This is a genomic window from Xanthomonas sp. NCPPB 3218, from assembly GCF_056725185.1.
Window position 1 is genome coordinate 4,353,860 of record NZ_CM161516.1, and the last position, 26,863, is coordinate 4,380,722.

General features: G+C 66.1%; 25 protein-coding genes and 1 pseudogene. 14 read left to right on the top strand and 12 right to left on the bottom strand.

Annotated features, from left to right (window positions below; all coding sequences use genetic code 11):
* Window positions 1-32 precede the first annotated feature (32 nt).
* The 3 genes from AC1PLS_RS18015 to AC1PLS_RS18025 all read left to right on the top strand — a co-directional run bounded on the left by AC1PLS_RS18015 (window position 33) and on the right by AC1PLS_RS18025 (window position 2,030).
* Window positions 33-509, top strand: coding sequence for a hypothetical protein (locus AC1PLS_RS18015; protein ID WP_481103916.1), 477 nt, complete (start codon window positions 33-35; stop codon window positions 507-509).
* Entirely contained in the window at window positions 490-996 is a 507-nt protein-coding gene (locus tag AC1PLS_RS18020) for a YciE/YciF ferroxidase family protein (protein ID WP_016900918.1), read from the top strand. The genes AC1PLS_RS18015 and AC1PLS_RS18020 overlap by 20 nt, the downstream gene beginning before the upstream one ends.
* A gap of 134 nt (window positions 997-1,130) precedes the next feature.
* Window positions 1,131-2,030, top strand: coding sequence for a manganese catalase family protein (locus AC1PLS_RS18025; RefSeq protein ID WP_065032931.1), 900 nt, complete (start codon window positions 1,131-1,133; stop codon window positions 2,028-2,030).
* Window positions 2,031-2,292: 262 nt separating this feature from the next.
* Here the strand turns inward: AC1PLS_RS18025 and AC1PLS_RS18030 are convergent, their stop codons facing one another.
* Both AC1PLS_RS18030 and AC1PLS_RS18035 read right to left on the bottom strand, forming a co-directional pair.
* Window positions 2,293-2,865, bottom strand: a complete 573-nt coding sequence (locus tag AC1PLS_RS18030) for a hypothetical protein (RefSeq protein WP_184433350.1) — start codon at window positions 2,863-2,865, stop codon at window positions 2,293-2,295.
* A 264-nt stretch (window positions 2,866-3,129) separates the two neighbouring features.
* Entirely contained in the window at window positions 3,130-6,684 is a 3,555-nt protein-coding gene (locus AC1PLS_RS18035; RefSeq protein WP_184433339.1) for a CheR family methyltransferase, read from the bottom strand.
* Window positions 6,685-6,882: 198 nt separating this feature from the next.
* On the opposite strand from AC1PLS_RS18035, the gene AC1PLS_RS18040 reads away from it, so the two are divergent.
* On the top strand, window positions 6,883-7,266 hold the full coding sequence (locus tag AC1PLS_RS18040) for a response regulator (RefSeq protein ID WP_024938475.1): 384 nt from the start codon (window positions 6,883-6,885) through the stop codon (window positions 7,264-7,266).
* Here the strand turns inward: AC1PLS_RS18040 and AC1PLS_RS18045 are convergent.
* From AC1PLS_RS18045 to AC1PLS_RS18055, 3 genes are all read right to left on the bottom strand, one after another.
* Window positions 7,260-7,487: a hypothetical protein gene (locus AC1PLS_RS18045; RefSeq protein WP_065032933.1), complete on the bottom strand. Its 228-nt coding sequence runs from the start codon at window positions 7,485-7,487 to the stop codon at window positions 7,260-7,262. The genes AC1PLS_RS18040 and AC1PLS_RS18045 overlap by 7 nt on opposite strands.
* A complete protein-coding gene (locus AC1PLS_RS18050) occupies window positions 7,487-8,767 on the bottom strand; it encodes a sigma-54-dependent transcriptional regulator (protein ID WP_046344551.1) in 1,281 nt (426 codons plus the stop codon). The genes AC1PLS_RS18045 and AC1PLS_RS18050 overlap by 1 nt, the downstream gene beginning before the upstream one ends.
* 561 nt (window positions 8,768-9,328) lie before the next feature.
* Entirely contained in the window at window positions 9,329-9,514 is a 186-nt protein-coding gene (locus tag AC1PLS_RS18055; protein WP_016900925.1) for a hypothetical protein, read from the bottom strand.
* 215 nt (window positions 9,515-9,729) lie between these two features.
* On the opposite strand from AC1PLS_RS18055, the gene AC1PLS_RS18060 reads away from it, so the two are divergent.
* Both AC1PLS_RS18060 and AC1PLS_RS18065 read left to right on the top strand, forming a co-directional pair.
* A complete protein-coding gene (locus tag AC1PLS_RS18060) occupies window positions 9,730-10,596 on the top strand; it encodes an SDR family oxidoreductase (protein WP_184379405.1) in 867 nt (288 codons plus the stop codon).
* A 56-nt stretch (window positions 10,597-10,652) separates the two neighbouring features.
* Window positions 10,653-11,833, top strand: a pseudogene (locus tag AC1PLS_RS18065) (ABC transporter ATP-binding protein); the annotation flags it as partial.
* Window positions 11,834-12,003: 170 nt separating this feature from the next.
* On the opposite strand, the gene AC1PLS_RS18070 reads toward AC1PLS_RS18065, so the two are convergent.
* Entirely contained in the window at window positions 12,004-12,648 is a 645-nt protein-coding gene (locus tag AC1PLS_RS18070; RefSeq protein ID WP_481103917.1) for a DUF4142 domain-containing protein, read from the bottom strand.
* Window positions 12,649-12,910: 262 nt separating this feature from the next.
* Between AC1PLS_RS18070 and AC1PLS_RS18075 the strand changes: the two genes are divergently transcribed.
* On the top strand, window positions 12,911-14,074 hold the full coding sequence (locus AC1PLS_RS18075; protein ID WP_481103918.1) for a zinc-dependent alcohol dehydrogenase: 1,164 nt from the start codon (window positions 12,911-12,913) through the stop codon (window positions 14,072-14,074).
* Between the two features lie 75 nt (window positions 14,075-14,149).
* Here AC1PLS_RS18075 and AC1PLS_RS18080 read toward each other — a convergent pair whose 3' ends face one another.
* The gene (locus AC1PLS_RS18080) at window positions 14,150-14,317 is read right to left on the bottom strand and encodes a hypothetical protein (RefSeq protein ID WP_016900935.1); all 168 of its coding nucleotides are present in this window, start codon (window positions 14,315-14,317) and stop codon (window positions 14,150-14,152) included.
* 347 nt (window positions 14,318-14,664) lie between these two features.
* On the opposite strand from AC1PLS_RS18080, the gene AC1PLS_RS18085 reads away from it, so the two are divergent.
* Together AC1PLS_RS18085 and AC1PLS_RS18090 are read left to right on the top strand one after the other, a co-directional pair.
* The gene (locus tag AC1PLS_RS18085; protein ID WP_226427509.1) at window positions 14,665-14,997 is read left to right on the top strand and encodes a YkgJ family cysteine cluster protein; all 333 of its coding nucleotides are present in this window, start codon (window positions 14,665-14,667) and stop codon (window positions 14,995-14,997) included.
* A 10-nt stretch (window positions 14,998-15,007) separates the two neighbouring features.
* Window positions 15,008-15,274 carry a hypothetical protein gene (locus tag AC1PLS_RS18090; protein ID WP_184379411.1) on the top strand — a complete coding sequence of 89 codons (267 nt, stop codon included), beginning with the start codon at window positions 15,008-15,010 and terminating at the stop codon, window positions 15,272-15,274.
* A 144-nt stretch (window positions 15,275-15,418) separates the two neighbouring features.
* Here AC1PLS_RS18090 and AC1PLS_RS18095 read toward each other — a convergent pair whose 3' ends face one another.
* Window positions 15,419-15,631 (bottom strand): hypothetical protein, encoded by a 213-nt coding sequence (locus AC1PLS_RS18095; protein WP_016900938.1) that lies wholly within the window; start codon window positions 15,629-15,631, stop codon window positions 15,419-15,421.
* A gap of 267 nt (window positions 15,632-15,898) precedes the next feature.
* Window positions 15,899-16,810: a LysR family transcriptional regulator gene (locus tag AC1PLS_RS18100; protein ID WP_024938482.1), complete on the bottom strand. Its 912-nt coding sequence runs from the start codon at window positions 16,808-16,810 to the stop codon at window positions 15,899-15,901.
* 103 nt (window positions 16,811-16,913) lie between these two features.
* Between AC1PLS_RS18100 and AC1PLS_RS18105 the strand changes: the two genes are divergently transcribed.
* The 5 genes from AC1PLS_RS18105 (at window position 16,914) to AC1PLS_RS18125 (ending at window position 23,143) form a co-directional block, all read left to right on the top strand.
* Window positions 16,914-18,113: an MFS transporter gene (locus AC1PLS_RS18105; RefSeq protein WP_184379413.1), complete on the top strand. Its 1,200-nt coding sequence runs from the start codon at window positions 16,914-16,916 to the stop codon at window positions 18,111-18,113.
* Between the two features lie 282 nt (window positions 18,114-18,395).
* On the top strand, window positions 18,396-19,142 hold the full coding sequence (locus AC1PLS_RS18110; protein ID WP_167763626.1) for a DUF3348 domain-containing protein: 747 nt from the start codon (window positions 18,396-18,398) through the stop codon (window positions 19,140-19,142).
* Between the two features lie 10 nt (window positions 19,143-19,152).
* Window positions 19,153-21,825 carry a DUF802 domain-containing protein gene (locus AC1PLS_RS18115; protein WP_184379415.1) on the top strand — a complete coding sequence of 891 codons (2,673 nt, stop codon included), beginning with the start codon at window positions 19,153-19,155 and terminating at the stop codon, window positions 21,823-21,825.
* Window positions 21,822-22,496, top strand: coding sequence for an OmpA family protein (locus AC1PLS_RS18120; protein ID WP_184379417.1), 675 nt, complete (start codon window positions 21,822-21,824; stop codon window positions 22,494-22,496). The genes AC1PLS_RS18115 and AC1PLS_RS18120 overlap by 4 nt, the downstream gene beginning before the upstream one ends.
* Window positions 22,493-23,143, top strand: coding sequence for a DUF2894 domain-containing protein (locus AC1PLS_RS18125; protein WP_184379419.1), 651 nt, complete (start codon window positions 22,493-22,495; stop codon window positions 23,141-23,143). The genes AC1PLS_RS18120 and AC1PLS_RS18125 overlap by 4 nt, the downstream gene beginning before the upstream one ends.
* A gap of 222 nt (window positions 23,144-23,365) precedes the next feature.
* Here AC1PLS_RS18125 and AC1PLS_RS18130 read toward each other — a convergent pair whose 3' ends face one another.
* Genes AC1PLS_RS18130 through AC1PLS_RS18140 form a run of 3 tightly spaced genes read right to left on the bottom strand, consistent with a single transcriptional unit; the run spans window position 23,366 to window position 26,807 of the window.
* A complete protein-coding gene (locus AC1PLS_RS18130) occupies window positions 23,366-24,634 on the bottom strand; it encodes a DUF3526 domain-containing protein (protein ID WP_184379421.1) in 1,269 nt (422 codons plus the stop codon).
* The gene (locus AC1PLS_RS18135) at window positions 24,634-26,070 is read right to left on the bottom strand and encodes an ABC transporter permease (protein WP_184379423.1); all 1,437 of its coding nucleotides are present in this window, start codon (window positions 26,068-26,070) and stop codon (window positions 24,634-24,636) included. Before AC1PLS_RS18135 ends, AC1PLS_RS18130 begins: the two co-directional genes overlap by 1 nt.
* A complete protein-coding gene (locus tag AC1PLS_RS18140; RefSeq protein WP_184379425.1) occupies window positions 26,067-26,807 on the bottom strand; it encodes an ABC transporter ATP-binding protein in 741 nt (246 codons plus the stop codon). Before AC1PLS_RS18140 ends, AC1PLS_RS18135 begins: the two co-directional genes overlap by 4 nt.
* Window positions 26,808-26,863: the final 56 nt, after the last annotated feature.

Here is a 26,863-nt window from a genome sequence, read left to right on the forward strand (position 1 = left end):
CGGCGTGCATTCCCGGCAGTGCATGCCGCACGGTGCCGGTGCAATCGCTGCGTATCTGCATCGACATCCGCGCAATGAAATCGACATCGGCACAGGCGCACCGGTGCCGCATGCACGGCCGCGGTGTGCCTTGTGCGCACGCATCTCGAGAAGCCGGCATCAACCTCGGTCGATTGCAGTGCAATTGCCACGGCTCGGCGCTGGCGAATCGATTGCATGCGCATCATCACCGCGCCGCTCACGGCACAGGTCGTTATCGCCTCGGCATCACCGCATCTACCGATCGCGCTAACACGCCGACGATTAGCGTAGCGACCATGCGAGGCAGCGTGAGCAAGCACGACAACAACGCTGCATTGCGGGCTTGGCGTGACGCCGGTCACTGCGATACCGCAGTGACGACGCAGCTGGTTCGCACGCAAGCGCAGGCAAGACGCACACGCGCTGCACCGCATCGCTTATCCACCTATCCATCCAAAGGAGCCGCCCATGGCGATCAAGACAATTGAAGAGCTTTTCGTCCACGAGCTGTCGGACATCTACAGCGCAGAAAAGCAGTTGACCAAATCGCTGCCGCGTCTGGCACGTGCGGCCACCGAACCCAAGCTGGTGGAAGCGTTCAAGCTGCACTTGGAAGAAACCCAGGGCCAGATCGAACGCATCGACCAGATCGTCGAACTGCTCGGCATCAAGCTCAAGCGCATCAAGTGTGCCGCGATGGAAGGCCTGGTCGAGGAAAGCCGCGAGGTGATCGACGAGATCGAAGAAGGTCCGGTACGCGATGCGGCACTGATCGGCGGCGCACAGAAGGTGGAGCATTACGAGATCGCCTCGTACGGCACCATCGCTGCGATTGCAAAGCAGCTGGGCTACACCGATGCGGTCAGCTTGCTGCTGTCGACGCTGGAAGAAGAAAAGGCCACCGATGAAAAGCTGACCCTGCTCGCCGAGCAAGGCGGCAATCAAAAGGCATCCAAGGCCAGCAAAGCGGCCTGATGCACCGCGCGGGCGGCGCTCCCGCCTGCGTTTGCCCGCATTCCGCGGGCAACCCCCACCCGTAGCCAGCCTCAGGTTTCTGCGCGCATGCCGCGTTGCAGTCGTCGTCGGGCGCCAGCCAGGAAATACCATCCATGTTTATGCATAACAAGCGTCTGATGTACACCGTTCGCGTTGCCGAACCCAATCCGGATCTGGCCACGTTGATGCTCGAGCAGTTCGGCGGACCGCAAGGCGAGCTTGCTGCAGCGATGCGGTACTTCACCCAGGCATTGGGCGAAGACGATCCGGGCCGCAAGGATCTGTTGTTCGATATCGCCACCGAAGAACTGAGCCACCTGGAAATCATCGGCTCGATCATCGCCATGCTCAACAAGGGCCCCAAGGCCGTGTTGTCCGAGGGCATGGAAGAGGCCATGGAGATGCGCTCCATGACCCAGAACAGCACCAGCCACACCCAGCAGATCCTGTATGGCGGTGGCCCGGCGCTGGTCAACTCCAGTGGCGTGCCGTGGACCTCGGCCTATGTCGATTCGATCGGTTGCCCGACTTCGGACATGCGTTCGAACATCGCTGCCGAAGCACGCGCCAAGCTGGTCTATGAGCGCCTGATCACCGTCACCGATGATCCGGGCATCGTGGATGCGCTGCGCTTCCTGATGACGCGCGAGGTGGCGCACCAGAAGTCGTTCGAGAAGGCGTTGTACTCCATCGAGCCGAACTTCCCGCCGGGCAAGCTGCCGGGCGACCCGCGCTTTACCGACATCTACTACAACATGTCGCAGGGCGAAGGCGATACGGTCGGCCCGTGGAATGCCGGCGAGCAGTGGGACGTGGTGGCAGACCGTGAGCTGCAGTCCGCAGTTGACGGTGGCGATGGTTCGGCCACGGTTGCGCTGGATGCGACCCAGACCGAGGCATTGGATGCAATGTCGCTGCGCCTGCTGTCCAATCCAGAACTGGATCGGGTGACCGGTGCAGACCTGGGCGCAGGCCCGGGCGCCGGCTCCACCACCGGCGACATCCAACGCTGATCTTCAGCGCTAGCAGTTGCCGAGACTGGCCCGGGTCGTTCGCGACCCGGGCTTTTTAATGCGTAACCTACTGTGGACAGCGGGCTGCATGCAGTTGGTCGTCTTGCGGTGGTTATCGCGACAACGTCGGCGCGTGATTTGCGACGCCCATGCAACACGGGTGGGTCGATACAAGACGTCGACGAATGCGTAAGGGTTACCGGAGGACTGAAAAGAAAAGAGGCCCGACGGGCCTCTTGGTATCACTGCGTGCCCGCGCCTCTCACACCGGCGCGGCCTGCTGGGCATGCGCTTCGCTGGCCCACTCCGGACGCACGCCTGCTGCGGTGGTGCAGCGTTCCAACCGCCATGGCAGCAGATGACGCATGGCCTCCTCGCCACTGACCTGCAACCATTGCGTGGCATCGCCTGCGACGCATAGTGGGCGCTGTGTCGGCAGGCTGGTCGAGGAAGCGACCAGCAACGAGAACCCCATTTGCAGGCGACCGCCAATGTCCATGACATTGCGCAGGCCCGCGGCGTACAGCGCGCCACCGTCCTGACTCAGCCAGGTCGCCGACGTGGCGCCATCAGCCGATGCGGCGCAGACAAAGCCACACAGCGGGATCAGGCAGCGCTGGGTTTCCCAGATGGCGAGGTCCACGCGCCCCAGCCACTCCGGCTCCTGGGTATTGATCGAGCGCTGCTGTCCCGGAGCACGTCGACCGAAGGTTGCACGCTCCTCGCGCTTGCCGCCACGGTCGGCAACCAGAATGTCGGCATCGGCACCGACACCGATCTCGACCCAGGCATTGCTCGCAACGCGGCCCGACAACTGAAGAATGCGCGTAATCATGTTTACTCCACTGTGCATCTGGATGACAGCAGGAGCTACGCACAATACGCGCCAAGTTTTAGGGATGCCGCGCACTGATGCACCGCAATGGTCCTGCATGACGGCCGTGGCATCGGCATCGTTGCGAGGTGCGAATCCGTCGCAACATGTGCACGCACGCGCAGGAATTTCCGTGAGGGGCGCGTCGGGATGCGCAGCATTTTGCACATCGGCATGGCCGCGCCGGCCGGAGTGCGCACGGACTGCACGCGCGCGTGCAGGTCTCTAGCGCTCGTGCAGCGAGGTCAACGGCAACTGGATCTCGCATTCCAGGCGTGTATCGCTGAGCTCGTAACGCGTCTGTGCGCCATGGCTGTACGGCAGCGCCTTTTCGATCAGACGGCGGCCGAATCCGCCCGCCTGGTCGCGGTCGTCGCGCCGCTGCTGGCTGGCACCTTCCTCGATCCACGACAGCACCAGACGCGCAGAGGCGTCGTTGGTGGACACCACGTCCCAGCGCACCGACAGCGTGCCGGTCTCCACCGCCAGCGCCCCGTACTTGAGCGCATTGGTTGCCAGTTCGTGCAGCGCCAGCGCCAGCGTCTGCACCGTGGACTTGCGAAGCGCCACATCCGGGCCTTCCACCACGATGCGCTGTTGGTCGGGCTCGGCGCCGAGCGCATCCAGCTCCATGCGCAGCAGCGCACCGATGGTGGTGGGCTCGTTGTCCGACTGCGACAACAGTCCTTGCACACGCGACAACGCAGAGAGCCTGTCGTCGAACCTGCCGGCGAATTCCGGCATGCTGTGGCTGGTCTGGACGGTCTGCTTGGCAACCGACTGCACCACGGTGATCAGGTTGCGGGTGCGGTGCTGCAATTCGCTGACCAGCACGCGCTGTTCGTCCTGCAGGCGGCGCAAATTGTCCGATTCGGTCGAGGTTCCCAGCCATTCCAGCACCTGGCCGCGCTCGTCCAGCACCGGCGCGCTGCGCGTATGGAACCAGCGGTAGCCGTCTTCGGCTGCGTTGAACAGGCGGTGTTCCACATCCAGCCCGCCGGTACGCGCACTGTCATGCCAGGCATTCAGGGTCAGCTCGCGCTCGTCCGGATGCACCACCTGCAGCCAGCCCAGTTCCAGGCTCTCGCCATCGCGCTGGCCGGTGTAGCTGGACCATTGCGGGCTGGACCAGGTCCAGCGGCCGCCATCGAGCGAGCGCCACACCAGTTGCGGAATGCCTTCCATCAAGGTGCGCAGCCGCTGCTCGCTGCTGCGCAACGCGCGCTCGGCGCGCGTCAGCGGGGTGACGTCCATGAAGGTCAACACCGCACCGCCGATGAAATTGTTGACGGTGCGGTACGGCAGTACGCGCACCATGTAGCGCGCGCGCGTGGCGGGGTTTTCCACCTCGCGGTCCAGCACCGCCAGCGTGCGGATCACCCGGCGCACATCGTCCTGCAGTTCATCGTAGGCCACGTGCAGCTTGATGTTGCTGATCGGCCGGTGGATGTCACTTTCCACCAGCGGCAGGATGTCGGTGACCGCGGGAGTGAAGTTGGTGACGCGCAGCTCGTTGTCCAGGAACACGGTGGCGATCTGGGTGCTTTCCAGCAGGTTCTTCAGGTCGCTGTTGGCATGCGCGAGTTCCTGCACGCGGTGGGCCAGCTCACCGTTGACCGTGGTGACCTCCTCGTTGACCGACTGCAGCTCTTCCTTGGAGGTTTCCAGCTCTTCGTTGGCGCTCTGCAGTTCTTCGTTGAGCGACTGGTACTCCTCGTTGGAGGACTTGAGCTCCTCGTTGGTGCTTTCCAGCTCCTCGATCATCGACTGCAGACGCTCGCGGGTCATACGCAGCTCGTTCTCCAGCGCCTGCACGTGCGCATTGTCGGACACCGTATCTTTCGGCGGCGCCAGCTCGGCCAGTTCACGCGCTTCCACTTCCTGGAACAACACCACATAGCCGCGCGGCACGTCCGAATCGGAGGTTGGCTCCACGAACAGGTCCACCGCCAGGGTCGCCGCGTCCTCGTGCATCTGGATGCCCCTGGCCTGCACCGGCGTCATGTCCGCTTCGGCACGGCTGAGCGCGCTGCGCAACTCCAGCCGCAGGTCGCGGTGAACCAGGTTGAGCAGGTTGAGGCTGGGTGCGCCGCCGCCGGGACGAATGAAACGCCCGGCCTGGGAAGAGAAATGCAGCACGTCGAAATGCTCGTCCAGCACCGCATAGGCCGGGGCATAGCGATCGGCGATGCGCTCGCCGGCGCGCACCAGTGCATTGCTGACGCTGTGCTGCTGGCGGTTGGCCGCCGGTGCATGGCCGTCCAGTCCCAGCGAAGACGACGGGAAGGTCGCATGCATGCGGCTGTCGGCATCGATCTTCTGGAACACGCGGAAGCTGCGCTCCACCGGTGCGAACAACTTGGCATGCCGCGAGACGTTTTCGGCGTTGCCCAGGAACAGATAGCCGCCGGGCTTGAGGGCGAAGTGAAACACCGGGATCACCCGGTTCTGCAGCTCGGCGTCCAGGTAGATCAGCAGATTGCGGCACGACACCAGATCCAGCCGCGAGAACGGCGGGTCCTTGACGATGCTGTGCTGCGAGAACACGCACAGCTCGCGCAGCTGCTTGCTCACCACATAGGTATCGCCCTCCTTGACGAACCAGCGCTGCAGGCGCTCCGGCCCCACGTCGGCGACGATGCTGGACGAATAACGCCCCACCCGTGCGATGGCCAACGCCCGCCCGTCGATGTCGCTGGCGAAGATCTGGATGCGCGGCGCCACGTCCAGCGTCTGCGCATGCTCGCGCAACAGCATCGCCAACGAATAGGCCTCTTCGCCGGTGGAGCAACCCAGCACCCACACCCGCAGGTGATCGCCCGGCTGCTTGCCCTGGAACAGGCGCGGAATCACCTGCTGTTCCAGAAACTCGAACTCGCGGCGGTCGCGGAAGAACTGGGTGACGCCGATCAGCAGATCGTTGAACAGCAGCAGCGGTTCGTCGAAGCGGCTGCGCAGCTGCTCCAGATACTGTTCCAGCGTGTCCACCTGCACCACCTGCATGCGTCGCTGCACGCGGCGCAGGAACGTGGCGCGCTTGTAGCCGTGGAAATCATGGCCGGTGGCATTGCGCAGGATGCTGGCGACCTGGCTGAGCTGATCGTTCTCGCTGCCGTTGCGCACGCCCACCGGTGCCGGATGACCGAAGCGATGGTGGCGTTGCATATGCGCGGCGATGCGTGCGGCCACGCGCGGCAGCGGCAGGATGTCGTCGCTGATGGCGGCCGGGTTGCCGGAACTGCGCAGATCCATGCCATGTAACGACGGGTCGTCCACCGCCAGCGCCAGACCGCCACATTCCTTGATCGCGGCGGTGCCCAGGGTGCCGTCGCCATCGAAGCGGCCCATGATCAGGCCGATCACGTTGCCGTCCTGGTCGTGCGCCATCGAAACGAAGAAACTGTCGATCAAGCCGTGATCGCTGGCTTCCTCCAACGGGCGCAGCCGCAGCCGGCCTTCTTCCAGGGTCACCAGGGTCTGGCTGGGCGGTAGGTAAATGCGCCCGGGATGCAGCGCATCGCCGTCCTCCGGCGCCAGCAGCAGGCTGGATTGCGGGCCGAGCAACTCGCGCAGGCGCGGCTCGTCCAGCAAGTGGCGATCGCGCAGCAACAGCATGATGACCAGATTGGGCGCCCCGGCGACCGCGTCGAGCAGCTCGGCCAGGCGGGTGGCATCCAGGCCATCGGCGCCGACACCGAGAACGAATAACGGCGGTGGCGCCACGGCGTCGTGCACGGGGGGCGCTGCGGTGTCGTCGCAGGAAGTGTCGTCGTCAGTCATCGCATCGATCGCGTCGGGTGTGAGGCGCAATCGTCAATGATGGCGCAAACCCGCCTCTACTGCTACGCGGGGTCTGAGCGGTACAGCTGCCTTGCACGACCGGTTCTGGAAGCGCCTGCTTACGCGCGGCGTTAACCGACGCGACGCGCACTATGGCTTGCGCGTCGCCAGACAGCGCCACCGCTCCAGGAGCTCGCCATGCAGGACAATCCACTCAACGGCCGTCGCATCCTCGTGGTCGAGGACGATTATCTGCTGGCCGAATCGCTCAACGATCTGTTGGTGGAAGCCGGCGTCTATGTACTCGGGCCGGTGGGCAATGTGCCGGAGGCATTGTCGCTGGTGGCCTCCGGCCAGACCATCGACGGCGCTTTGCTCGACGTCAACGTGCGTGGCCAACCGGTGTTTCCGGTCGCCGATGCGCTGTTGGAGCGCGGCGTGCCGTTCTCGTTCTGCTCCGGCTACGACCGCTACACGCTACCGCCGCGGTTTGCGCACCTGTCGTACTGCATGAAGCCCTACAACCCGCGCACCATCACCGCCCTGCTCAGCAACCAGACCCAGCCTGCCGAGCATTACTGATCGGTGCTGTCGGTGGACATCGCATCGTCCTGGCGCAGGGCGCGCTCTTCTTCGCCCAGTTGATTGAGCAACTCCACCGCCGACTGATGGGTAGTGCGCAGGGTCTCCATGGGCTTGGAGGTCTCGTTGCGTAACGCATACAACGCAAAGCCCATCACGTTGAGGCGGTTGCGCAACTGATGCAGCAGCTCGCGCCGCCGCCCCTGGGATGCATCGCCCACTACGCGTCCTTGTCGCTGAGCCGATTGTGCAAGGTGCGCACACTGATCCCCAACTCGCGCGCCGCTGCCTTCTTGTTGAAACGCGTGCGCGCCAGCGCTGCCTCGATCATGGCGTCCTCGGCTTGGCGCATGGTCCATCCCGCCGGAATCAGCAAGCCGTCTTCGTCGGCCTGCGGCACGGTCTGCACCACATCCGGCGCGCTCAGCAGATCGCCGTCCGCGCGCAGGTACAGATAGCGGATGAACGAGCGCAGCTCGCGCACGTTGCCCGGCCAGGTGTGGTACGCCAGATAGCGTAGCAACGACTTGGTCGGCAGCTTGCGGGTGCCGTACTTGACGTTGAGCTCATCGATCACGCGCAGGCCCAGCAGCCGCGCATCGCCACGACGCTCGCGCAGCGGCGGCACCTGGATCGGGTACTCGTTGAGCCGGTAGAACAGATCCTCGCGCAGCACGCCGTGCTCGCGTTGCACATGCTGGTGGGTTGCCGCGACCACGCGCGCGTCCAGCGGGATCTCCTCGCTGCCTCCCACGCGCATGAAGCTGCGCGACTCGATCGCGCGCAGCAGGTAGACCTGCAGGCGGGTCGGCATCTCGCCGATCTCATCCAGGAACAGCGTGCCATCGGCGGCCTGCTCCAGGAAGCCGGCGTGCCGACGATCGGCACCGGTGAAGCTGCCGCGCTCGTGGCCGAACAACTGGCTGGCGAGCAGCTCCTCGGGAATGGCACCGCAGTTGACCGGCACGAAGCGACCACGCCGGCCGGAGACCCGGTGGATCGCGCGCGCGACCAGATCCTTGCCTGTGCCGGTCTCGCCGGTCACCAGCACATTCAGATCGGTCGGCGCCACGCGCAGGATGTCCTTGCGCAGCAGCACGATGCTGTCGCTGTTGCCGATGATGCCCAGATTGCCCTGCTGCGCGTCGCGCAGGCCGCCGAGCACGCGCTCCAGCCGCTCGGGCGCAAACGGCTTGGTGAGGAACTCACTGACGCCGAACTGCTGCGCGCGGCCCTGGGTTTCGTAGGCGTAATCGCCCGAAACCACCACAATCTGCGGCGTGTGATCCGGGTCGAGCCGTTCGATGAGATCGAAACCGCTACCGTCGGGCAGACCAACGTCCACCACCAACAGGTCGGGGAAGTTGCTGTCCAGCCAACGGCTGGCCTCGCCAAGGGTGTGGATGCCCTTGGCACGGAAGCCGCTATCGGTGGCTAACTCAACCACCTGATCGCAGAACTCCACGTCGTCGTCGATGATGGCGCAGGAAAGACGGTCCATGGGCGCTTCTGTCCGCAATGACTAATACATGTTCAGTTGAGAATTGTGACGGCTGCGCGAAAAACGCGCCTGTACGTCACCACGAGATGGCACATCCGTGTCACGGCCATCCGGCCGTATGGCGCCCGCTCCCCTAAGTCGAGCTCGCCGTAAATGGTCGACCGAAGTACGCATGGCGGCGCTGGATTACGCCAGTGCCAAGCGTCATGGTCGGGGTCGGTCAGCGCGTCGTCTTGGGCGAAACGCCAAGGAGCGCAAGGTTTGCGGGAGATGGAGGGCAACCCGGACACGGGTGCCGTTGGACTGAGCTGACGGATCAGCTCGCTTGGCTTGCGCTACGACGCGCATGCTGGACTGTCGGCTCGCGCCGACGTGGATCATTGCCGGTGGATGCCTTGTGCACGCCCGGCCGCGAGCCGTCGGGTGCGCTGTGTTGCCACCAGCCTACGCACCGGCCGTGGAGAAAACGTGCATGGAGCGGCCAAGGCCGGCGCTGTGACACGACGGCAGAGTTGCGTGCGCCTGCATCGCGAACGCCGGAACTGCAGCGTCGAGCGCGACTCAGCGCTTCTCGGAGCCGTCCGGTCGCTCGTAATCGTGCTCGGGGTCGGCCTTGTTCACATCGCGGTCTTCGTCGGGCATGTCGTGCACCTTCCACTCGACATCCTCGTTGCGCTGTTCCTGCGGCGTAAACGGCTTTTGCTGGTCGTCGTCCGGGCCCCATGGCTTTTTCGGTTCGCTGCCCATCATCGTTCTCCTGCGTTGTGGTCGTGAACCCACGCTAGGCCGGCGTGCATTGCACAGCAGTGAACAAAGCTGCGCGATGGCGTGAAGCAATTGCCGCGTGCACAGGCGGCGCCATCGTCAACACACACGCCGCCGACATCGCCTAGCCCGCCCGTTTACGTCTGCGCACGCACACTGCCGTTCATCGTGATGCGTCACACCGCCAGGAGACTGAAATGCCCGTACCCAATTATCCGCGCCCGCCATTCAAGCCGCAGCAGCAGAACTTTCCCGGGCGTACCGAGAAGATGGACCCACGCCCGGATCACGGCGAAGACAGTTATGTCGGCCGTGGGCAGCTCACCGGCAAGCGTGCCCTGATCACCGGCGGCGACAGCGGCATCGGTGCGGCCGTGGCGATCGCCTATGCACGCGAGGGTGCCGACGTGGCGATCGCCTATCTTCCCGACGAGCAGGAAGACGCCGCCAGAATCGGCGCATTGATCGAAAAGGCCGGCGTCAAGGCCTTGCTGGTGGGCTGCGACATCAGCGACCCGGCCCAGGCGGCTGTGTTGATCCAACAGGTCAACAGCACGTTCGGCGGCCTGGATATCCTGGTCAACAACGCCGGCTATCAGAAGTATTTTGAGAACTTCGAAGACATCACGCTGGACGAATGGCGCAAGACCTTCGACACCAACGTGCATGCCGTGTTCCACCTGGTGCAGTTGTCGGTACCGCTGATGAAAGACGGCGGCTCCATCATCAATACCGCCTCGGTGCAGTCCAAGAAGCCGACGCCGAACATCCTGCCGTATGCCGCTACCAAGGGCGCGCTGGCCAACTTGACGATTGGCCTGGCGGGCGTACTGGCCGACAGGCACATCCGCGTCAACGCGGTGCTGCCGGGTCCGATCTGGACGCCGTTCATTCCCGCCGGCATGGACGAGGAGTCGGTGGAAAACTTCGGCGGGCAGACGCCGATGGGCCGCCCCGGGCAACCGGTCGAGCTGGCATCGGCGTACGTGATGCTGGCAGCCGATACCGCCAGCTACACCTCGGGCACATTGCTCACCATTGCCGGTGGCGCGGTCACGCTGTAACGCTGTCCAGCGCTGCAGCTGCGCGTAAAGCCCGCCTCGCTTGCTTAGCGAGGCGGCAGGCCGCGCGCGTGGGCGGCGAGCTGGTGGATGCAGTGTCCACTGTGTGGACGATCAAGGCGTTTACGGCGCGCGACCGTGAAAGCGCGCGGCTTGCCGAGCAGATCGGCGACGAGGCGGTCGCCCACCGCCGCAGCTGGATGTACGTGGAAAAGCCCGCGTGATCCACGACATCTGCCTGTCGGTGATGGCCGGCGGCATGCTGATCTGGGCGATCAGCATGTGGCGCGCCGGCATGGTGAGCGCGGGCGACGTGGTGCTGGTCAGCGCGCTGACCTTCCGCATCCTGCACGGCTCGCGCGACCTGGCGCTGACGCTGGTTGACACCACCCAGCAGTTGGGCGCCATCGCCGACACGCTGCAGATCATCCTGCAACCGCATGCCATCGTCGATGCGGACGCGCCGCTGGCCCCGGCCCTGGCCCAGGGCGATGTGCGGTTCGAACAGGTGCGCTTTGCCTATCCGGATCGGGCGGCGGTGCTGGATGGATTGAACCTGCACATCCCTGCCAGCCAGAAGGTCGGCATCGTCGGGCCCTCCGGTGCCGGCACGTCCACCTTGATCGCGCTGATCCAGCGTCTGGACGATGTGCAATCCGGACGCGTGCTGATCGATGGCCAGGACATCCGCAGCGTCAGCCAGGACAGCATGCGCGAAAAGATTGCGGTGGTCCCGCAGGAAACTGCGCTGTTCAATCGCAGCATTGCCGATAACATCCGCTACGGCCGCCCGGAGGCCAGCGATGCGGAGGTGCAGGACGCGGCGCGGCACGCATTCTGCGATGGCTTCATCCGGCAGCTGCCGCAGGGCTACGACACCCAGGTCGGCGAACGCGGGGTCATGCTCTCCGGTGGTCAACGCCAGCGTCTGGGCATCGCACGCGCGTTCCTGAAGGACCCGCCGATCCTGATCCTGGACGAAGCCACCTCGGCACTGGACACCGAATCGGAAGCGGAAATCCAGGCCGCGCTGGATCACCTGATGCGCGAACGCACCGCACTGGCGGTGGCGCATCGCCTGTCCACGGTGATCGGCTTCGATCGTATCGTGGTGCTGCAGGAAGGCCGCGTGGTCGAAGACGGCAACCCGGCACAGCTGCGTGGTCACGGTGGCGTGTTCGATGGTCTGTGGCAACGCCAGGCGGCGGGATTCGAGCGGGCTGCGCCTGATGCGTCATGAAGACGGCCTTGCGATGCGATCGCCCGGTACCGGCCGAGCATGCTGCAGGTGTGCAGCAGATCGAGTAGACACGCCCCACGCATGCCCACAACGACAACAGGCAGCCGAAGCTGCCTGTTGCCTGTATCGCACCGCGCGTCACGCGGTGCCTGATCCACATCGCTGCCTGATCAGTGCGGCTGGTTCGACTTGGCACGCAGCGACTTGGCATGCTCCAGATGCTGGGCGACGGTCTCGCGTGCGCGCTGCAGTTCCTTGCCCAGATCGCTCGAACCCGGCTCGCTGGCCAGCTGCGCATCCAGCAACGTCACCGCTTGCTCATGGCTGGTCACGCTGGCCTGCAGGTACTGCGTTTCGAACTCCTTGCCGTTCAAGCCTTCCAGACGCTTGCGGGTACCGTCAGCGCGGGTGGTTGCAGCCTGCGCCAGCGTGCCGCTGCGATCCGGTGCAAACCGGCTGAGATCGGTGAGCGCCGCACTGTGGGCCTCGTCCATCTTGCGTGCAAACTGCAAGGTCTCGCCGCCAAGTCCCTTGACGACTGCCAGTTGCGCCAGCGTGCGCTCCTGCTCGTTGAACACCACCAGCGCACCAAGCGCCTGCTTGCGATCGCCGGAGATTGCAGCGGCATCACGCAACGGGTCGCCATGCGGCGGCGTGCTGCCCGCATTGGCCGGCGCGCTCAGCGTCTGCGGTTGAATGTCGCGATCGTTGTTCTTCGGGCTGGCCGCTTCACCGGACTCGTTCTGGCGACGCTGCCATGCCTTGTAAGCCACGTAGCCCACTGCACCGGCGGTCACCATCTTGAAAATTCCCATCGTTGTCTCCTGGTTGATCGCGCAAGGCACGATCGTTGATTGTCGGGGTCGCATGGTCGCTGTACGCATGAGCTGCGAACGATTCAGCGTGGCATTCGAGAGTGCGAGCGCGCGGGTTATCCAGGCGTGACACACGCATCAACGCCGCGTCGCCAATCGAACGCGTCCACACCGTGCGCACGTGCCATGCTGACGGACTTAACGGCGCGCTGCCGACACTGGCTGTGTTGCCGCACATCGACGGCCTTTCCGGAGAACCCCCATGCTCGCCCTCAACTACCACGGCTCACGCGATGTCCGGGTCGAAACCGTGCCGGACCCGGTCCTGGTCGAACGCGACGATCTCATCCTGCGCGTGACCGCCACCGCCATCTGCGGTTCGGATCTGCATCTGTACCGCGGCAAGATTCCGGATCTGCGGCACGGCGATATCCTCGGCCATGAGTTCATGGGCATTGTCGAAGACCTGGGCCCCGACGTCACCGCCGTCAAACGCGGCGACCGCGTGGTGATCCCCTTCGTGGTGGCCTGCGGACGCTGCTTCCACTGCATGCTGCAGGAATTCTCCGCCTGCGAGACCACCAACACCGGCAAGGGCGCGGCGCTCAACCACAAGGACATGCGGCCGCCGGCGGCGCTGTTCGGCTTCAGTCATCTGTACGGCGGTCTGTCCGGCGGGCAGGCCGAATACGTGCGCGTGCCCAAGGCCAATGTCGGGCCGCTGGTGGTACCCGATGCATTGCACGACGAGCAGGTGCTGTTCCTGTCCGACATCCTGCCGACCGGCTATCAGGCCGTCATCGATGCCGGGGTCAAGCAGGGTTCGACGGTGGCGATCTTCGGTGCCGGCCCGGTGGGCCTGATGGCGGCGGCGTGCTGCCGCATGCTGGGCGCCGAGCGCATCTTCATGGTCGACCGGCATGCCTACCGGCTGGACTTTGCATCCAAGGCCTACGGCATCATTCCGATCAACTTCGACGAGGTCGACGACCCGGCCGATATCATCGTGTCGCAAACCGATGGCCGCGGCGTGGATGCCAGCATCGAAGCGGTGGGCTTCGAGGCCGAAGGCAGCGCGATCGAAACCGCGTTGACCAACTTGAAGCTGGAAGGCAGCAGCGGTGTTGCAATCCGCCAATGCATCGCGGCAACGCGCCGCTGCGGTGTGGTCAGCGTGCCGGGCGTGTATGCCGGCTTCATCCACGCCTTCATGTTCGGCGATGCCTTCGACAAGGGGCTGAGCTTCAAGATGGGCCAGACCCATGTGCAGAAGCATATGCCGCATTTGCTGGAATGCATTGGCAATGGCGACCTCAAGCCCAGCGCGATCATCTCCCATCGCATGCCGCTGGCCGATGCAGCGCGCGGCTATGAGCTGTTCGACAAGAAGCAGGACGATTGCCGCAAGGTGGTGTTGACGCCGTAACAGCCAGCAACGCTGCAAACGCAAACGGCGCGGTCGATGACCGCGCCGTTTGCGTTGCTGGCTCGTGTGGCCTGGTCAGTCCAGCGGCTTGGCCGGCACGAACGGCGACACCGGATCGCTGGCCGGAAAGGTTTCTTCCAGCGCATCGTCCTGCAAGGCGTCCTGTTTTTCCTTCTCGCTGCGTTGGTCGTCGTGATCGCCGGCAAGATCGGGCGCGGTTGCGTGTTGATGGGCAGTATTCATGGGATCTCCTGTCGCATTGATGCAGACCACCCAACGCTACGGTGGCCTGCCGACGGCGCAGGTGAAAGAGGTCTTCGCATCGGCGCGACAAAGGCAACCGTTTAGGCAAACGTCGGATGCATCGGCACGTTGTCGCAACATGGCGATCGTACGCGCGCGGACCACAGCACGATCGAGCGCGCAGGATGCCGTGCTTGCGTCCACAGGCAGACACAACGCACGGCACTGCCGGCAACGCGATCATCGCGTTTTTACGCCGCGAGAAAACAGCCTGCTGCCGCCACGGCGGGGACCGGTTCACACCGCGGCGCGCCCAGGGTGTATGGTGCAAGGGCGGCCGGACTCCGGTGTCGCCCTCACTCTATCTGGCCTTCTCCATCAAGAATCTCTGCGAACGTTGCGACGCCGTCTGTTGCCGGCTCACCGTCATGGTCGATCCCTCCGACCGCATCCCCAACCACTTGACCAGCGTGACACCGCAAGGTTGGCACGTGATGGCGCGTGACGAGGAAGGCTGGTGCGTGGCCATCGATGCGGCGCGCATGTGTTGTTCGATCTACGAGACGCGGCCAGCAATCTGCCGGCGTTTCGTCATGTCCGGGCCGTATTGCCGCGACGTGCGTGCCACCTACGACGACCAACGCCGGCGGGGCATTCCCTTGACGCTGTACAACGCATGAGGATTTCGCCATGAACAACTCCCGCCGTCAGTCGATGACCGTGAGCAATCAGCCAGGCAAGCCGCGCTTGTCCGAGCAACGGCTGGCCGCCGATCTGGAGGCGTTCCAGCAATCCGGTGGCGCGATCGAGCGTCTGGGCGATACCCCGCTGCGTCGCGACAAGAAGCGCAGCGAGCCCGAGGCCGCCCCTGCCAAGGCAGTCAAAAAACCTGCTGCCAAGACAACCGACGCGTCCGACGCAGAGACCGCAACAACCGCAACAACCGACGCCGAGTGAATGCGTCGCAGTGGCAGCACACCTGCGGTGTGGCTGTCGCTGCTGAAGTTGGGTGATTGATGCCGCGCCGCGTGCAGACACCGCGGCCGGCGGCAGGGCAGTGTCTTCTTCGACAATGGCCTGCGCCCGGCAGGCAGTGGCGAGTTACAGCAGTTGCGCGTGCTTGGTCGCGCCCAGTCCCTGCGCCAGGGAAGCCATTTCGTTGGCCAGTGTGATCAGATCGCCGCCGGCTTGTGCGGCAAGGGTCATGATGCGTTGATACGCGTCCCAGAAGTCCGGTCCACTGCCATAGGCAGCGTGGAACCCTTGTAACTCCAGGACCATGAGATCGGACACCTGCATGTCGCAGCGGTCCATTGTGGTCACCTCGTTGGGGAGTCGTCCCCGGACCGGCAGCCTACACGCGTTCACCTTACAAAACAGGGCCGGCCGTGAGACAGCGCAGTTGGAGCTGAATTGGTCAGAGAGCAGGCGCAGACCGGCGTGATTGCGCTTGATCGGGCCCGCTGTCGCGTGTGCTGGCATGTGCGCTGACCCGGACCTGGCGCTGCATTGCGGCACGTCGATGTGCACCATGCGCAACCGCTGCCGCGATCATGCACGACCCCACGCCAGGCACCGCACTCACGCCGCATCCTGCAAGCCCTGCTGCAGGCATTCCAGCAACCGGCTCAGCTTGGGCAGCAACTGGCGCGCGCGCATCCACACCAGATGCAGCGGCAGGCCTTCGGTATCGCATTGCGGCAGTACCGCGACCAGGCTGCCGCGCTGCAGATGCTGATCGATCAGCCAGGTCGGCAGCTGTGCGATACCCAGCCCGGCCACCACCGCGTCCACCTGCGCCTCGGCATTGCCGAACACCACCCGCGCGTCCATCGCACGCTGTTCCACCGGCCCCGCGCCATGCCGCAGCAACCACGGGCTACTGCTGCCATCGGCCTTGCCGTAGAGCACCGCATCGTGCGCCAGCAAGGCGGCAATGCTGTCGGGCGTGCCGCGCTGGGCCAGATACTGCGGTGCGGCGCAGAACACGCGTTTTTCATGGCCCAGATAGCGGTGCCCCAGGCTGCTGTGCCACTGATCCGGCCCGCCGATGCGCACCGCGATGTCGATGCCTTCTTCGGCCATGTCGACGAAGCGATCGGTGAACGAAATGACCGGCTGCAGGCCGGGATAACGCTGGAAGAACGGCAGCAACACCGGCAACACCTTGTGCCGGCCGAAGCTCACCGGCAAGTCCAGCCGCAGCCGGCCGGTGGGCGCCTGGCCTTCGGCGCGCAGCACGTGCTCGGCCTCCTCCAGCTCGTCGAGCACCTTGACGCAGACCCGGTAGAACGCCGCGCCTGCGTCGGTCAGCGCCAGCCGCCGGGTGGTGCGTGCGAACAGGCGCACGCCCAGGCGCGTCTCCAGGCGTGCGATGGCCTTGCCCACTGCCGAGCTGGTCAGGCTGAGCCGCTCGGCGGCGGCCGTGAAGCTGCCGGCATCGGCGGCGCTGACGAAGATATCGATGCCTTTGACGCGTTCAGAGGGATGCATGGAGACACATTCAAGAACTGAAGTCCGCAATGTACGGAAAATACTCCCGATATACGATCTTAATTCTTTCCTATGATGGCCAACCCACACTGCGGCGCATGCCATGTCTGCTGTCGGCTCTACTTCCTCTTCCGTTTCCGCCACCGCGGCACCGGCCGCTGCTCGCAGCGGCCTGGCGATCTTCATCCTGGCGTTTGCCGCGTTCGTGATCGTCACCACCGAGTACCTGATCGTCGGGCTGCTGCCCGGCCTTGCACGCGACATGGAAATTTCCATCTCCGCGGCCGGCCAGCTGGTGACGTTGTTCGCCTTCACGGTGATGCTGTTCGGCCCGCCGCTGACCGCGTGGCTGTCGCATCTGGATCGCAAGCGCCTGTTTGTCATGATCCTGCTGGTGTTTGCGGTCTCCAACGCGGTGGCCGCGCTGGCGCCCAATATCTGGGTGCTGGCCTTTGCCCGCTTCGTACCGGCGCTGGCGCTGCCGGTGTTCTGGGGAACCGCCAGCGAAACCGCCGGGCAACTGGCCGGGCCGCAGCACGCAGGGCGCGCCGTGTCGCGGGTGTATCTGGGCATTTCGGCGGCGCTGCTGTTCGGCATTCCGCTGGGCACGGTGGCCGCCAACAGCATCGGCTGGCGTGGCGCGTTCTGGATCCTGGCTGCCCTGTCGCTGGCGATGGCCGCGGCGCTGGCGCTCTGGATGCCGACCGTGGCCCGCAGCGAACGGGTGAATCTGCGTCAGCAGGCCGGCATCTTCGGCGAGCGCTTTTTCCTGGCCAATGTGATCCTGTCGGTGGTGGTCTTCACCGCCATGTTCACCGCCTACACCTATCTGGCCGACCTGCTGGAACGCAGCGTGGGCGTGCCGGCGGCGAATGTGGGCTGGTGGCTGATGGGCTTCGGCGCGATCGGCCTGATCGGCAACTGGCTGGGCGGGCGGGTGGTGGATCGCTCGCCGCTGCGTGCCACGGCGGTGTTCCTGCTGCTGCTCGCGCTGGGCATGGCCTTGTGCGTGCCGGTGGCCAAGACCGGCGTGCTGCTCTATCTGACCCTGGCGGTCTGGGGCATTGCCTACACCGCGCTGTTTCCGATCAGCCAGGTGCGGGTGATGAACTCGGTGACCCACTCGCAGGCACTGGCCGGCACCACCAATGTGTCGGCGGCCAATGCCGGCATCGGCATCGGCGCCATCATCGGCGGGCTGGTGATTCCGGCCTGGGGACTGGGCAGCATCGGCTATGTGGCCGCGGCGGTGGCGCTGCTGGGGGTGGTGCTGATTCCGTTGGTACATCGCGCCCGAGGCTGAGAGATCGCATTGCGGGCCAGGCGCCCCTGGCCCGCAGCGTTGGTCGCGCTCGCTGTGCATGATCACGGAGCGCGTAGGCCAGATACCGCTGGAGATGGACTTGATCCTTGGGCGCTGCGCCCGCTGGATCGCAGCGCTGCACGCTGCAATCGCACGCATGCCCCCACACCAGGCCGGCTGAATGCCGCCAGGGCCGGCCTGCGCGGCCAAGCCCGCAGCTGCCGGGCAAAGCGCCGAACCGCGCAGCTTCCCGTGTAAAATGCGCGGTCTTTGACCGGAACAATGGCGAAAGCTTCTCCACGGGCGCCCCTGTCGGGCCCGGCGTTCATTCGCCTGCTTGCTCGCCTCACCGATGCCCACGTGGCCCAGTCCAACCATGCGCTCGCCGACCGGCTCAGCCAATGGATCGACTGGACGCGCGCGGTCGCCGTGTCCAAGGCGCTGGATGGCAAGCTGCCGGAGATCGACGCGCTGCCCGACACGCGCAGACTCGACACCGAGGCCTGCGCCCGCGTGCGCACCGGGCTGGCGACCAGCAGCGTGGTCGAGCTGGATGCCGTGCTCGCGCGCGCGCGTCGCGATGCGCGCAGCGCCGCTGCCGACATCGACGCAGCGGCAGCGCCGCCCGCGCTCGACTATGCCCCGTTCCGCCAGCACTACCTGGCAATGCAGCGCGCGATGCGCACCGCCACCGGCGACCTGCGTGGCCGCCTGCGCGACATGCTGGCGCTGGAATCGGCGCCGATGGCGCGGCTGGCCGAGGTGGATGCGGTGATGGAGCTGACCTTGAGCCCACGCGAGCAAACCCTGCTGAATCATGTGCCGAACCTGCTCGGCGCGCATTTCGAGCGCCTGCGCGATGCCGCGCAGGCGCAGAACCCGGCACCCGACGGCGAGGCCGCGCCACGCGCGCTCTCCGACGGCTGGCTGGATGTGTTTCGCAAAGACATGCAGAGCGTGTTGCTCGCCGAACTGGATGTCCGTTTTCACCCGATCGAAGGCCTGCTCGCAGCGCTTCGTACCCGCTAACTGGGACCTCATGTTCAGAACTTTCGTCCACCTGTGTGTGTTTGTCGTCGGCCTGTTGGCGGTTTGCTGGGTCGGCATCGGTTATCTGGGCTCCAACCCGCTCGGCGCCTGCGTCGCGGCGGTGATCGGCGCCTGTTATGTGGCCGGCGCGCTGGAGCTGTACCGCTATCGCCAGGCCAGCGCGACGCTGGACGATGCCGTCACCGCATTGACCACCGCGCCATCGGCGTTGGGCGAATGGCTGGAGCGCCTGCATCCGAGCCTGCGCAATGCGGTGCGCCTGCGTATCAAGGGCGAGCGCGTGGCGTTGCCGGCACCGGTGCTGACGCCGTATCTGGTCGGCCTGCTGGTGTTGCTGGGCATGCTCGGCACCCTGCTCGGCATGATGGCCACGCTCAAGGGCACCGGCTTCGCATTGCAGAGCGCCACCGACCTGCAGGCCATCCGCGGCTCGTTGGCCGCGCCGGTGGAAGGCCTGGCGTTTGCGTTCGGCACCTCGATCGCCGGCGTTGCAACCTCCGCAATGCTGGGGCTGTTGTCGGCACTGTGCCGGCGCGAGCGGCTGCAGGCAGTGCAGCGGCTGGACCTGAAGATCGCCTCCGAACTGCATCCGCACTCGGACGCGCACCAGCGTGGCGAAGTGTTCAAGTTGCAGCAGCAGCAAAGCGCGCTGATGCCGGCGCTGATCGATCGCCTGCAGACGCTGATGCACAGCATCGAGCAGCAGAGCATTGCCGCCGACGAACGCCTTGCCGCGCAGCAGGCCGAATTCCACGCCCGAAGCGAAGCGGCCTATGCGCGCCTGGCCACGGCGATGGAGCAATCGCTGCAGAGCGGCGTGGCAGAAAGCGCACGCGCGGTGGGCGCGGCCTTGCAGCCGGCGATGGAAGCGACCATGACCAGCATCGCGCGCGACACCGCCGCCCTGCACGAGCGCCTCACCCATGCCGTGCAGCAGCAACTGGACGGCATCACCAGCGGCTTCCAGCACAGCGCCAGTGCCGCGGCCGCGCACTGGACCAGCGCGCTCGCCGCACAGGAACGCGCGCAGCAAGCGCTCGACACGCGGTTGCAGGCCACGCTGGAGCAGATCACACAGCAGACCGCTGCCGTGCAGGACGGCGTCGGCACCGCCGTGCAGCAGCAGTTGCACGCGCTCAACGACGGCTTCCAGCACAGTGCGCAGACGGCCGCCGAACACTGGCAGGCCGTGCTGGCTGCACAGGAACGTGCGCAGCACGCGTTGACCGAGCAGTTGCAGACCACGTTGGCGCAGATCGATCAGCGCAGCATCGCGGTGCAGGACGGCGTGACCCACGCGGTGCAGCAGCAGTTGGCCGCGCTCAATGACGGATTCGAACGCAGCAACGCCGCCACGGCCGAGCACTGGGCGGCAGTGATCGCCGAGCAGCAGCGCGCAGGCGCGGCGTTGAACGCGCAATTGCAGGCCACACTCGCACAGCTCGCCCAGCAGACCAGCGCGCTGCAGGACGGCGTGCAGCAGGCCGTACAGCAGCAACTCGATGGACTGAGCAGCGGCTTCGAAAGCAGCACCGCCGCTGCAGCCGCCACCTGGACCGCGGCAGTGGCCGAACAGCAACGCGCAAACCACGCGCTGACGCAGGAGTTGCAGGGCACCCTGACCCAGTTCGCCAGCACCTTCGACGCACGCTCCAGCGCCCTGGTCGATGCGGTATCCAGGCGCATGGATCAGTCCAGCAGCGAGACCGCCAGCGCCTGGAGCGCCGCGCTGGCGCAGCAACAGGACGCCAGCGCCGCATTGGCCGCCCAGCACCAGGGCGCACTGGCTGCCGCCACCGCCAGCTTCGACGCGCATGCCGCCGCCCTGGTCGGCACCCTGCAGCAATCGCACACCGAGCTGCAGGCCGCACTGGAAGCCCGCGACACCCAGCGCCTGGCGCTGTGGAGCGAGCGCTTCAGCGCGATGAGCGCAGACCTGAGCACGCAGTGGGAACGCACCGGCGAGCGCGTCACCCAGCAGCAGCAGGCGATCTGCGACACCCTGGCCAGCACCGCCAGCGAGCTGTCCACGCAGGCGCAGGCACAGGCCAGTGCCACCATCACCGAAGTGGCGCGCCTGATGCAGATCGCCTCCGAAGCGCCCAAGGCGGCCGCCGATGTGGTGGCCGAGCTGCGCCAGAACCTGTCCGAGAGCATGGTGCGCGACACCGCGATGCTGGAAGAACGCAGCAAGCTGCTCGCCACCCTGGACACCTTGCTCAACGCGGTCAATCACGCCTCCACCGAACAACGCGCAGCGGTCGATGCGCTGGTCACCACCTCGGCCGACCTGATGCAACGCGTGGGCACCCAGCTCACCGAGCAGATCGGCAGCGAGACCGGCAAGCTCGGCGCGGTGGCTGCACATGTCAGCGGCAGCGCGGTGGAAGTGGCCAGCCTGGGCGAAGCCTTCGGCGTAGCGGTGCAGCTGTTCAGCGGCTCCACCAGCGAGCTCAACGAGCGCCTGCAGCACGTCGCCAGCGCACTGGATGCCTCGCTGGCCCGCAGCGACGACCAACTGGCGTATTACGTGGCGCAGGCGCGCGAGGTGGTCGACCTCAGCATGCTGTCGCAGAAGCAGATCATCGAAGAGCTGCGCCAGCTCGATCGCGGCCGCGGCGATGCCGGTGAGGCCGCTGCCGGCGAGGCCGGCGCGGCATGAGCGACGAGATCGACAACGACGGCGAATCGGGCACACCGATCTGGGCCGCCTTCGGCGACCTGATGTCGGTGCTGCTGGGCGCGTTCGTGCTGATCCTGGTCGGGGTGATCGGCGTGCAGCTGCAGCTGTCCAGCCGCCTGGACGAAGAGGTCAAACAGCGTCAGGCCGAAGCGCAGCGCCGCAAGACGCTGGAGCAGGCGCTGGCGGCGCCGCTGGCCGCCGGCCGCGTGACCCTGGTCGACGGCCGCATCGGCATCCGCGGCAATGTGCTGTTCGCCTTCAATTCCGATCAGTTGCAGCCGGAAGGCCGCGAGGTGTTGAAGACGCTGGCCGCGCCGCTGACCGAATACCTGGCGGCACGCGAGGAGATCCTGATGGTCAGCGGCTTCACCGACGACCGCCCGGTGCTGGGCGGCAACCGTCGCTACGCCGACAACTGGGAACTGTCGGCCCAACGCGCACTCACGGTGACGCGTGCATTGATCGCCGAAGGCGTGCCCGCAGCATCGGTGTTTGCCGCAGCCTTCGGCTCGCAACAGCCGGTGGATTCCAATGCCGATGAAGCGCGCCGCGCCAGGAACCGCCGTGTGGAGATCGCGCCGATTGCGCGCCCGTCCACGTCGCGCGCCTCCTCTGCCGCCAAGCCGACAGCAGCCGCAGGCACGCGATGAGCACGCAGGCGACATCCGCGCACGCGCGCCTGCAGCGCTGGCGCAGCCAGGGCGCCGACCAGCTGGACCCGGTACGTTTCCATCTGATGGAAACGCTGGCCGCGCGTGCCGGCACACAGGCCGAGCCGGTGCGCGAGGTGCTGGAAGAAAAGCTGGGCAAGCTGGTCGATGCGTATGCGGCAACGGTGAAGCAAGCCGCCCGCCGCCGTGTCGCCAGCGCCGCCGCACAGCCGTCGCACCGCAGCGCGCTGGGCGCACTGGCCGACCAGATGGCAGGCCATGCGGCGTTGATGGAAGTGGACAGCAGAAAGACCGCCAGCGCCGAAGCCACGCAGTTTCCCGAGCTGCCGGCGCTGGAGGATTTTCGCCGCACCTGGACCACGGTGCGCACCGCCAGCCAGGTGCGGCAGTCGCTGCAGGACGCCCCCAAGGATGCCGGCCCGCTCAATTCCAGCGTGCTGGTGCATCGCTGCATCAGCCTGATGCGCGAGTGCTCACCGGGCTATCTGCAGCACTTCCTCGGCTATGTCGACGCGCTGTCGTGGCTGGAACAGCTGCACAGCGGTGGCGCGTTGGCCAGCGAGGATGCCGCGCCGGTGGCGCCGGGCAAGAAGCGCAGCAAGCGTCCGTCCACGCGGCGCAGCTAGCGCGACCGGTCAGTCGCGCTAGTTGCACGCACATGGCCGTTGGCTGAAACCCGCCTGGCGCAGGTGTCCGGCATGATCGCAGCCAGTGCGCGGGTCGTTCGCATCCGCCCGACCGGCGCTGGCGCGGTCCATCAAGCGCGCAGGGTCGACTGTCGCCAGTCGGTGTCGTCAGCCAGCGACGCAGCGTGGACAACGAAGGCGGAGGGTGAATCGCAGCTGCCGCTATGACGCAGGATCGGCGCTTGCATCGAAACGTGGCGCGCGCCCGAAGTCCTCGCGCGTAAACGGGCGGTCGCGGAACAGATAGCCGTAATAGAACGTCCGCAGTGCCTGGTGGTAGGCGCGGATGCGGTCCTGGTACGCCAGTTGCGCGCGCAGATCGGTGCCTGCCAGGCGCGTCAACGCGGCCTGCAACGCCACCGGTGGCAATGCGCTGGCCACACGCTGCGCCAGTGCCTCGCGCCGCTGCAAACCTTGGCGATACGCTGCGACCTGCGCGGCCACCTGTTGGTCGCCGTTTTCGTGGAAGGCGAAATACCACTTGTAGTGGAACGCGCCGGTCAGCGGCGCCGAGTCCGCCCACTGCCGGTTCTGCGCGTAGAAGGCCCGCATGGTGTCCTGGCGCGGAATGTCCCAGGCGTGGTTGACCGCCTCGCGCTGCAGCCGCGCGATCTCGCTGCCTTGGTTGACCGGCACGGCCTGATTGATCGCCACATGCGCCAACGCCGGTGCGACCAGCGCCAGCACCACCCAGCAGGTCGCCAGGGCGGTGGCATGCGCGGCCGGGCGCCAGTGGAGGCGCCCGACCAGCACCGACAGCAACACCCAGAACAGCAGATAGGCGCAGGTCATTGCCAGCACCGCGAGCTGTTGCAGCAGCGGCACCGCATTGAGGGTTGCGGCAATGACAAACGGCACACCCAAGCACACCAGCACCGCAGCGGCACGCACCGCCACGCGCCGCACCAGCAACGCCGTGCCCGCGCCCGGCAATGCGGCGAGCATGCGCGCACGCCCGGCCTCGCGTTCGCCCGAACGCAGATCGAACAGCAGCGCGATCACGAACAACGGCAGCAGGAACACCAGCACGAAGGCGTAGTCGAAGCGCCCGGCCAATGCCAGCTCCGGGTTGTAGCTGTCGCCATCGTGGATCTGCGCTTCCAGGCCCAGCGCGCGGACACGCAGGATGTACGGCGAGACATCGCGCATGCCCACCGCAGCAAATGCCAGTGGCGTGGGCACATCCCAGGTCGGATGGAAGCTGTAGTAGGCCGCGCTGCCGGCGTCGTTGGAGCGCGCCACATAGTCTTGCACCGCTGCGATGTCCTCCTGCTGCAGCGCTGCAATGCGCGCGATGTTGGCGCGTTGCGCAGCGATGAGGTGCTGGCCGGAGAGCAGGCTGCACACGGTCAACACCGCCAGCAACAGCAGGCCGGCCAGCGCGGCGCGTGCGCGCAGCAACAGCAGCAGTTCGTATTTCCACAGCAGCATCAGCGCGCCACTCCCACACGCCGGCCGGCCACCACCAGCATGCACAGCGCCGCCAGCAGCCAGGCACCGACCAGGCCGAGCGCCGCGCCCGCGGCGCGCAATACCTCGGTGGTGGCCGGCGGCTGGAATGCGAACACCGGGATCGCATGCCAATGCGCGGAGGAGATGCGCTTGCGTTGGTCGGCACCGGCATCCTGCGCGGTGTCGTCGGCCATGCTCACCGCATCGGCCTGCAGCTGGTTGAGCTGCTGCACTAGCGTGTAGCGGTAATGCTCGGCCTGGGCGAGAAACCGCTCGTGCGCACGCAGGTCGGTTTCTGCCAGCGTCATCGACAGCTCGCGCAGCGCAACCGTAGGGCTCAACAAGGCGAACGTGCGCACCAGCAGATTCTGTTGCTGTTGGATGGCCGAATCACGCGCGGCATAGCGCTCGAACAGGCTCGCGGTGAGCCGCTCGCCTTCCAGCGCCAGCAGGCCCTTGTAGTTGACCGGCAGCTCTTCCACCCGCTGCACGCCATAACGCGCCAGCGTCTGCTGCTTGAACTGCGCAAAGTGCGGGTCATCCGGGTTGTGGCTGTCGCCGAGCGTGCGCAGGTCGCGCTGGATCGCCACGTCGGTCTCCAGCCGCGTCGGCAGGCGGTACGCCGCACTGGCCACATCCGGCGCCACGCGCGGCACCAGCAGGGCCAGCCACACCCACACCGCCAGCGACACCAGCAACGCATCGCGGCCACGCCGGCACAGCATCGACACCGACAGCACCAACGCGCACCACACCAGCAGATACACCGCATACGCCAGCACCAGCAGCGCAACCCGCAGCGCCTGACCCGGCAACGACGCGATCGGCAGTAACCCGACCAGGGCCGGCAACAGGCAGGCTGCGGCCACCACCGCGAGCGCGAGATATTTGCCACCGAACAGTTGCCCACGCGTGGCCCCCTGCAGCAACAGCGCGCGCAAGGTGCCGGTCTCCTGCTCGCGCGCCACCGCGCCATAGCCGAGAAACACCAGCAGCAGCGGCGCCAGCACCTGCAACACGAACGCCGGGGTGAGCTGGCCGAAGCGCACCAGCAGCGAGCTCTGACGCACATCGCCAAAGTTGGCGGTGTTCTGGCGATGGCCTTCCAGGAACATGCTGTTGCCGGTGAACGCGTCCACGCCGGCATCGAAGGCGGCCAGCGCCGGCAACGGGCGATAGATGAAGTGGCCGTAATGCACCACCCGATGCGGGTGGCGGTCCGGCTGCGCTTCGAAGGCCTGCTGCGCGGCCAATTGCTGGCGTGTGCGGAACTCGGCCACCTCGCGCTGATGATGCGCGGCGGTCAATGCCGCCACCAGCGTGAGCAGCATCAGCAGCACCACACCGATGGCAGCGGAACGGTTGCGCGCCATGAAACGCAGTTCCTCGCGCGCGACCAACAGCACAGGACTCATGCGGCCCGATCCTGCGCACGCGCAAAACGCGCATGCAAGCTGCGCACGTCGAAGCCGCTGTCGCCGGCACCGATCTCTTCGGCAATGCGCCCGTGTTCCAGGAACCCGATCCGATCGGCGACATCCACTGCGCCGAGCAGGTCGTGGGTCACCATCAACACCGCGCCCCCGCGCTCACGCACGCTGCTCACCAAGCGGTTGAAGTCACCAATGGCGCGCGGGTCCAGGCCGGAGGTGGGCTCGTCCAACAGCAACACCGGCACCTGGCGCAGCGTGGCCACCGCAATCGCCACCTTCTGGCGCATGCCCTTGGAAAACCCCGCCAGCCGCTGGCGCCAGGCCTCACGCTGCAGACCGGCAGCGGCCAGCGCCTGGCCGATCTCGGCCTGGCTGCGGCGCTGGCCGGCCAGTGCGAGCAGGTAGTCGGCATTTTCCAGCGCACTCAGGTGCTCGTAGAGCGCCACGTTTTCCGGCAGATAGGCCAGCCGCGCACGTGCGCCGCCAGGGTCGGCGACCGGGTCGATGCCATCGACCCGCAGGCTGCCGGAGGTGGGTTTGACGAAGCCGAGCAAGCTGGAAAGCGTGGAGGACTTGCCGGCGCCATTGCCGCCTAGCAAGGCGTAGACACTGCCGGCGTCAACCTGCAGATCCAGCCCCTGCAGCACGGCGCGGTCGCGGTAGGCCACGTGCAGGTTGCTGATTGAGATGGCAGGGACGGCTTGAGAACTGGAAAGCATGGCAAGGCAATGGATTAACGAAATGATACGTTATCACATTGCGTTCGACGCCTGCA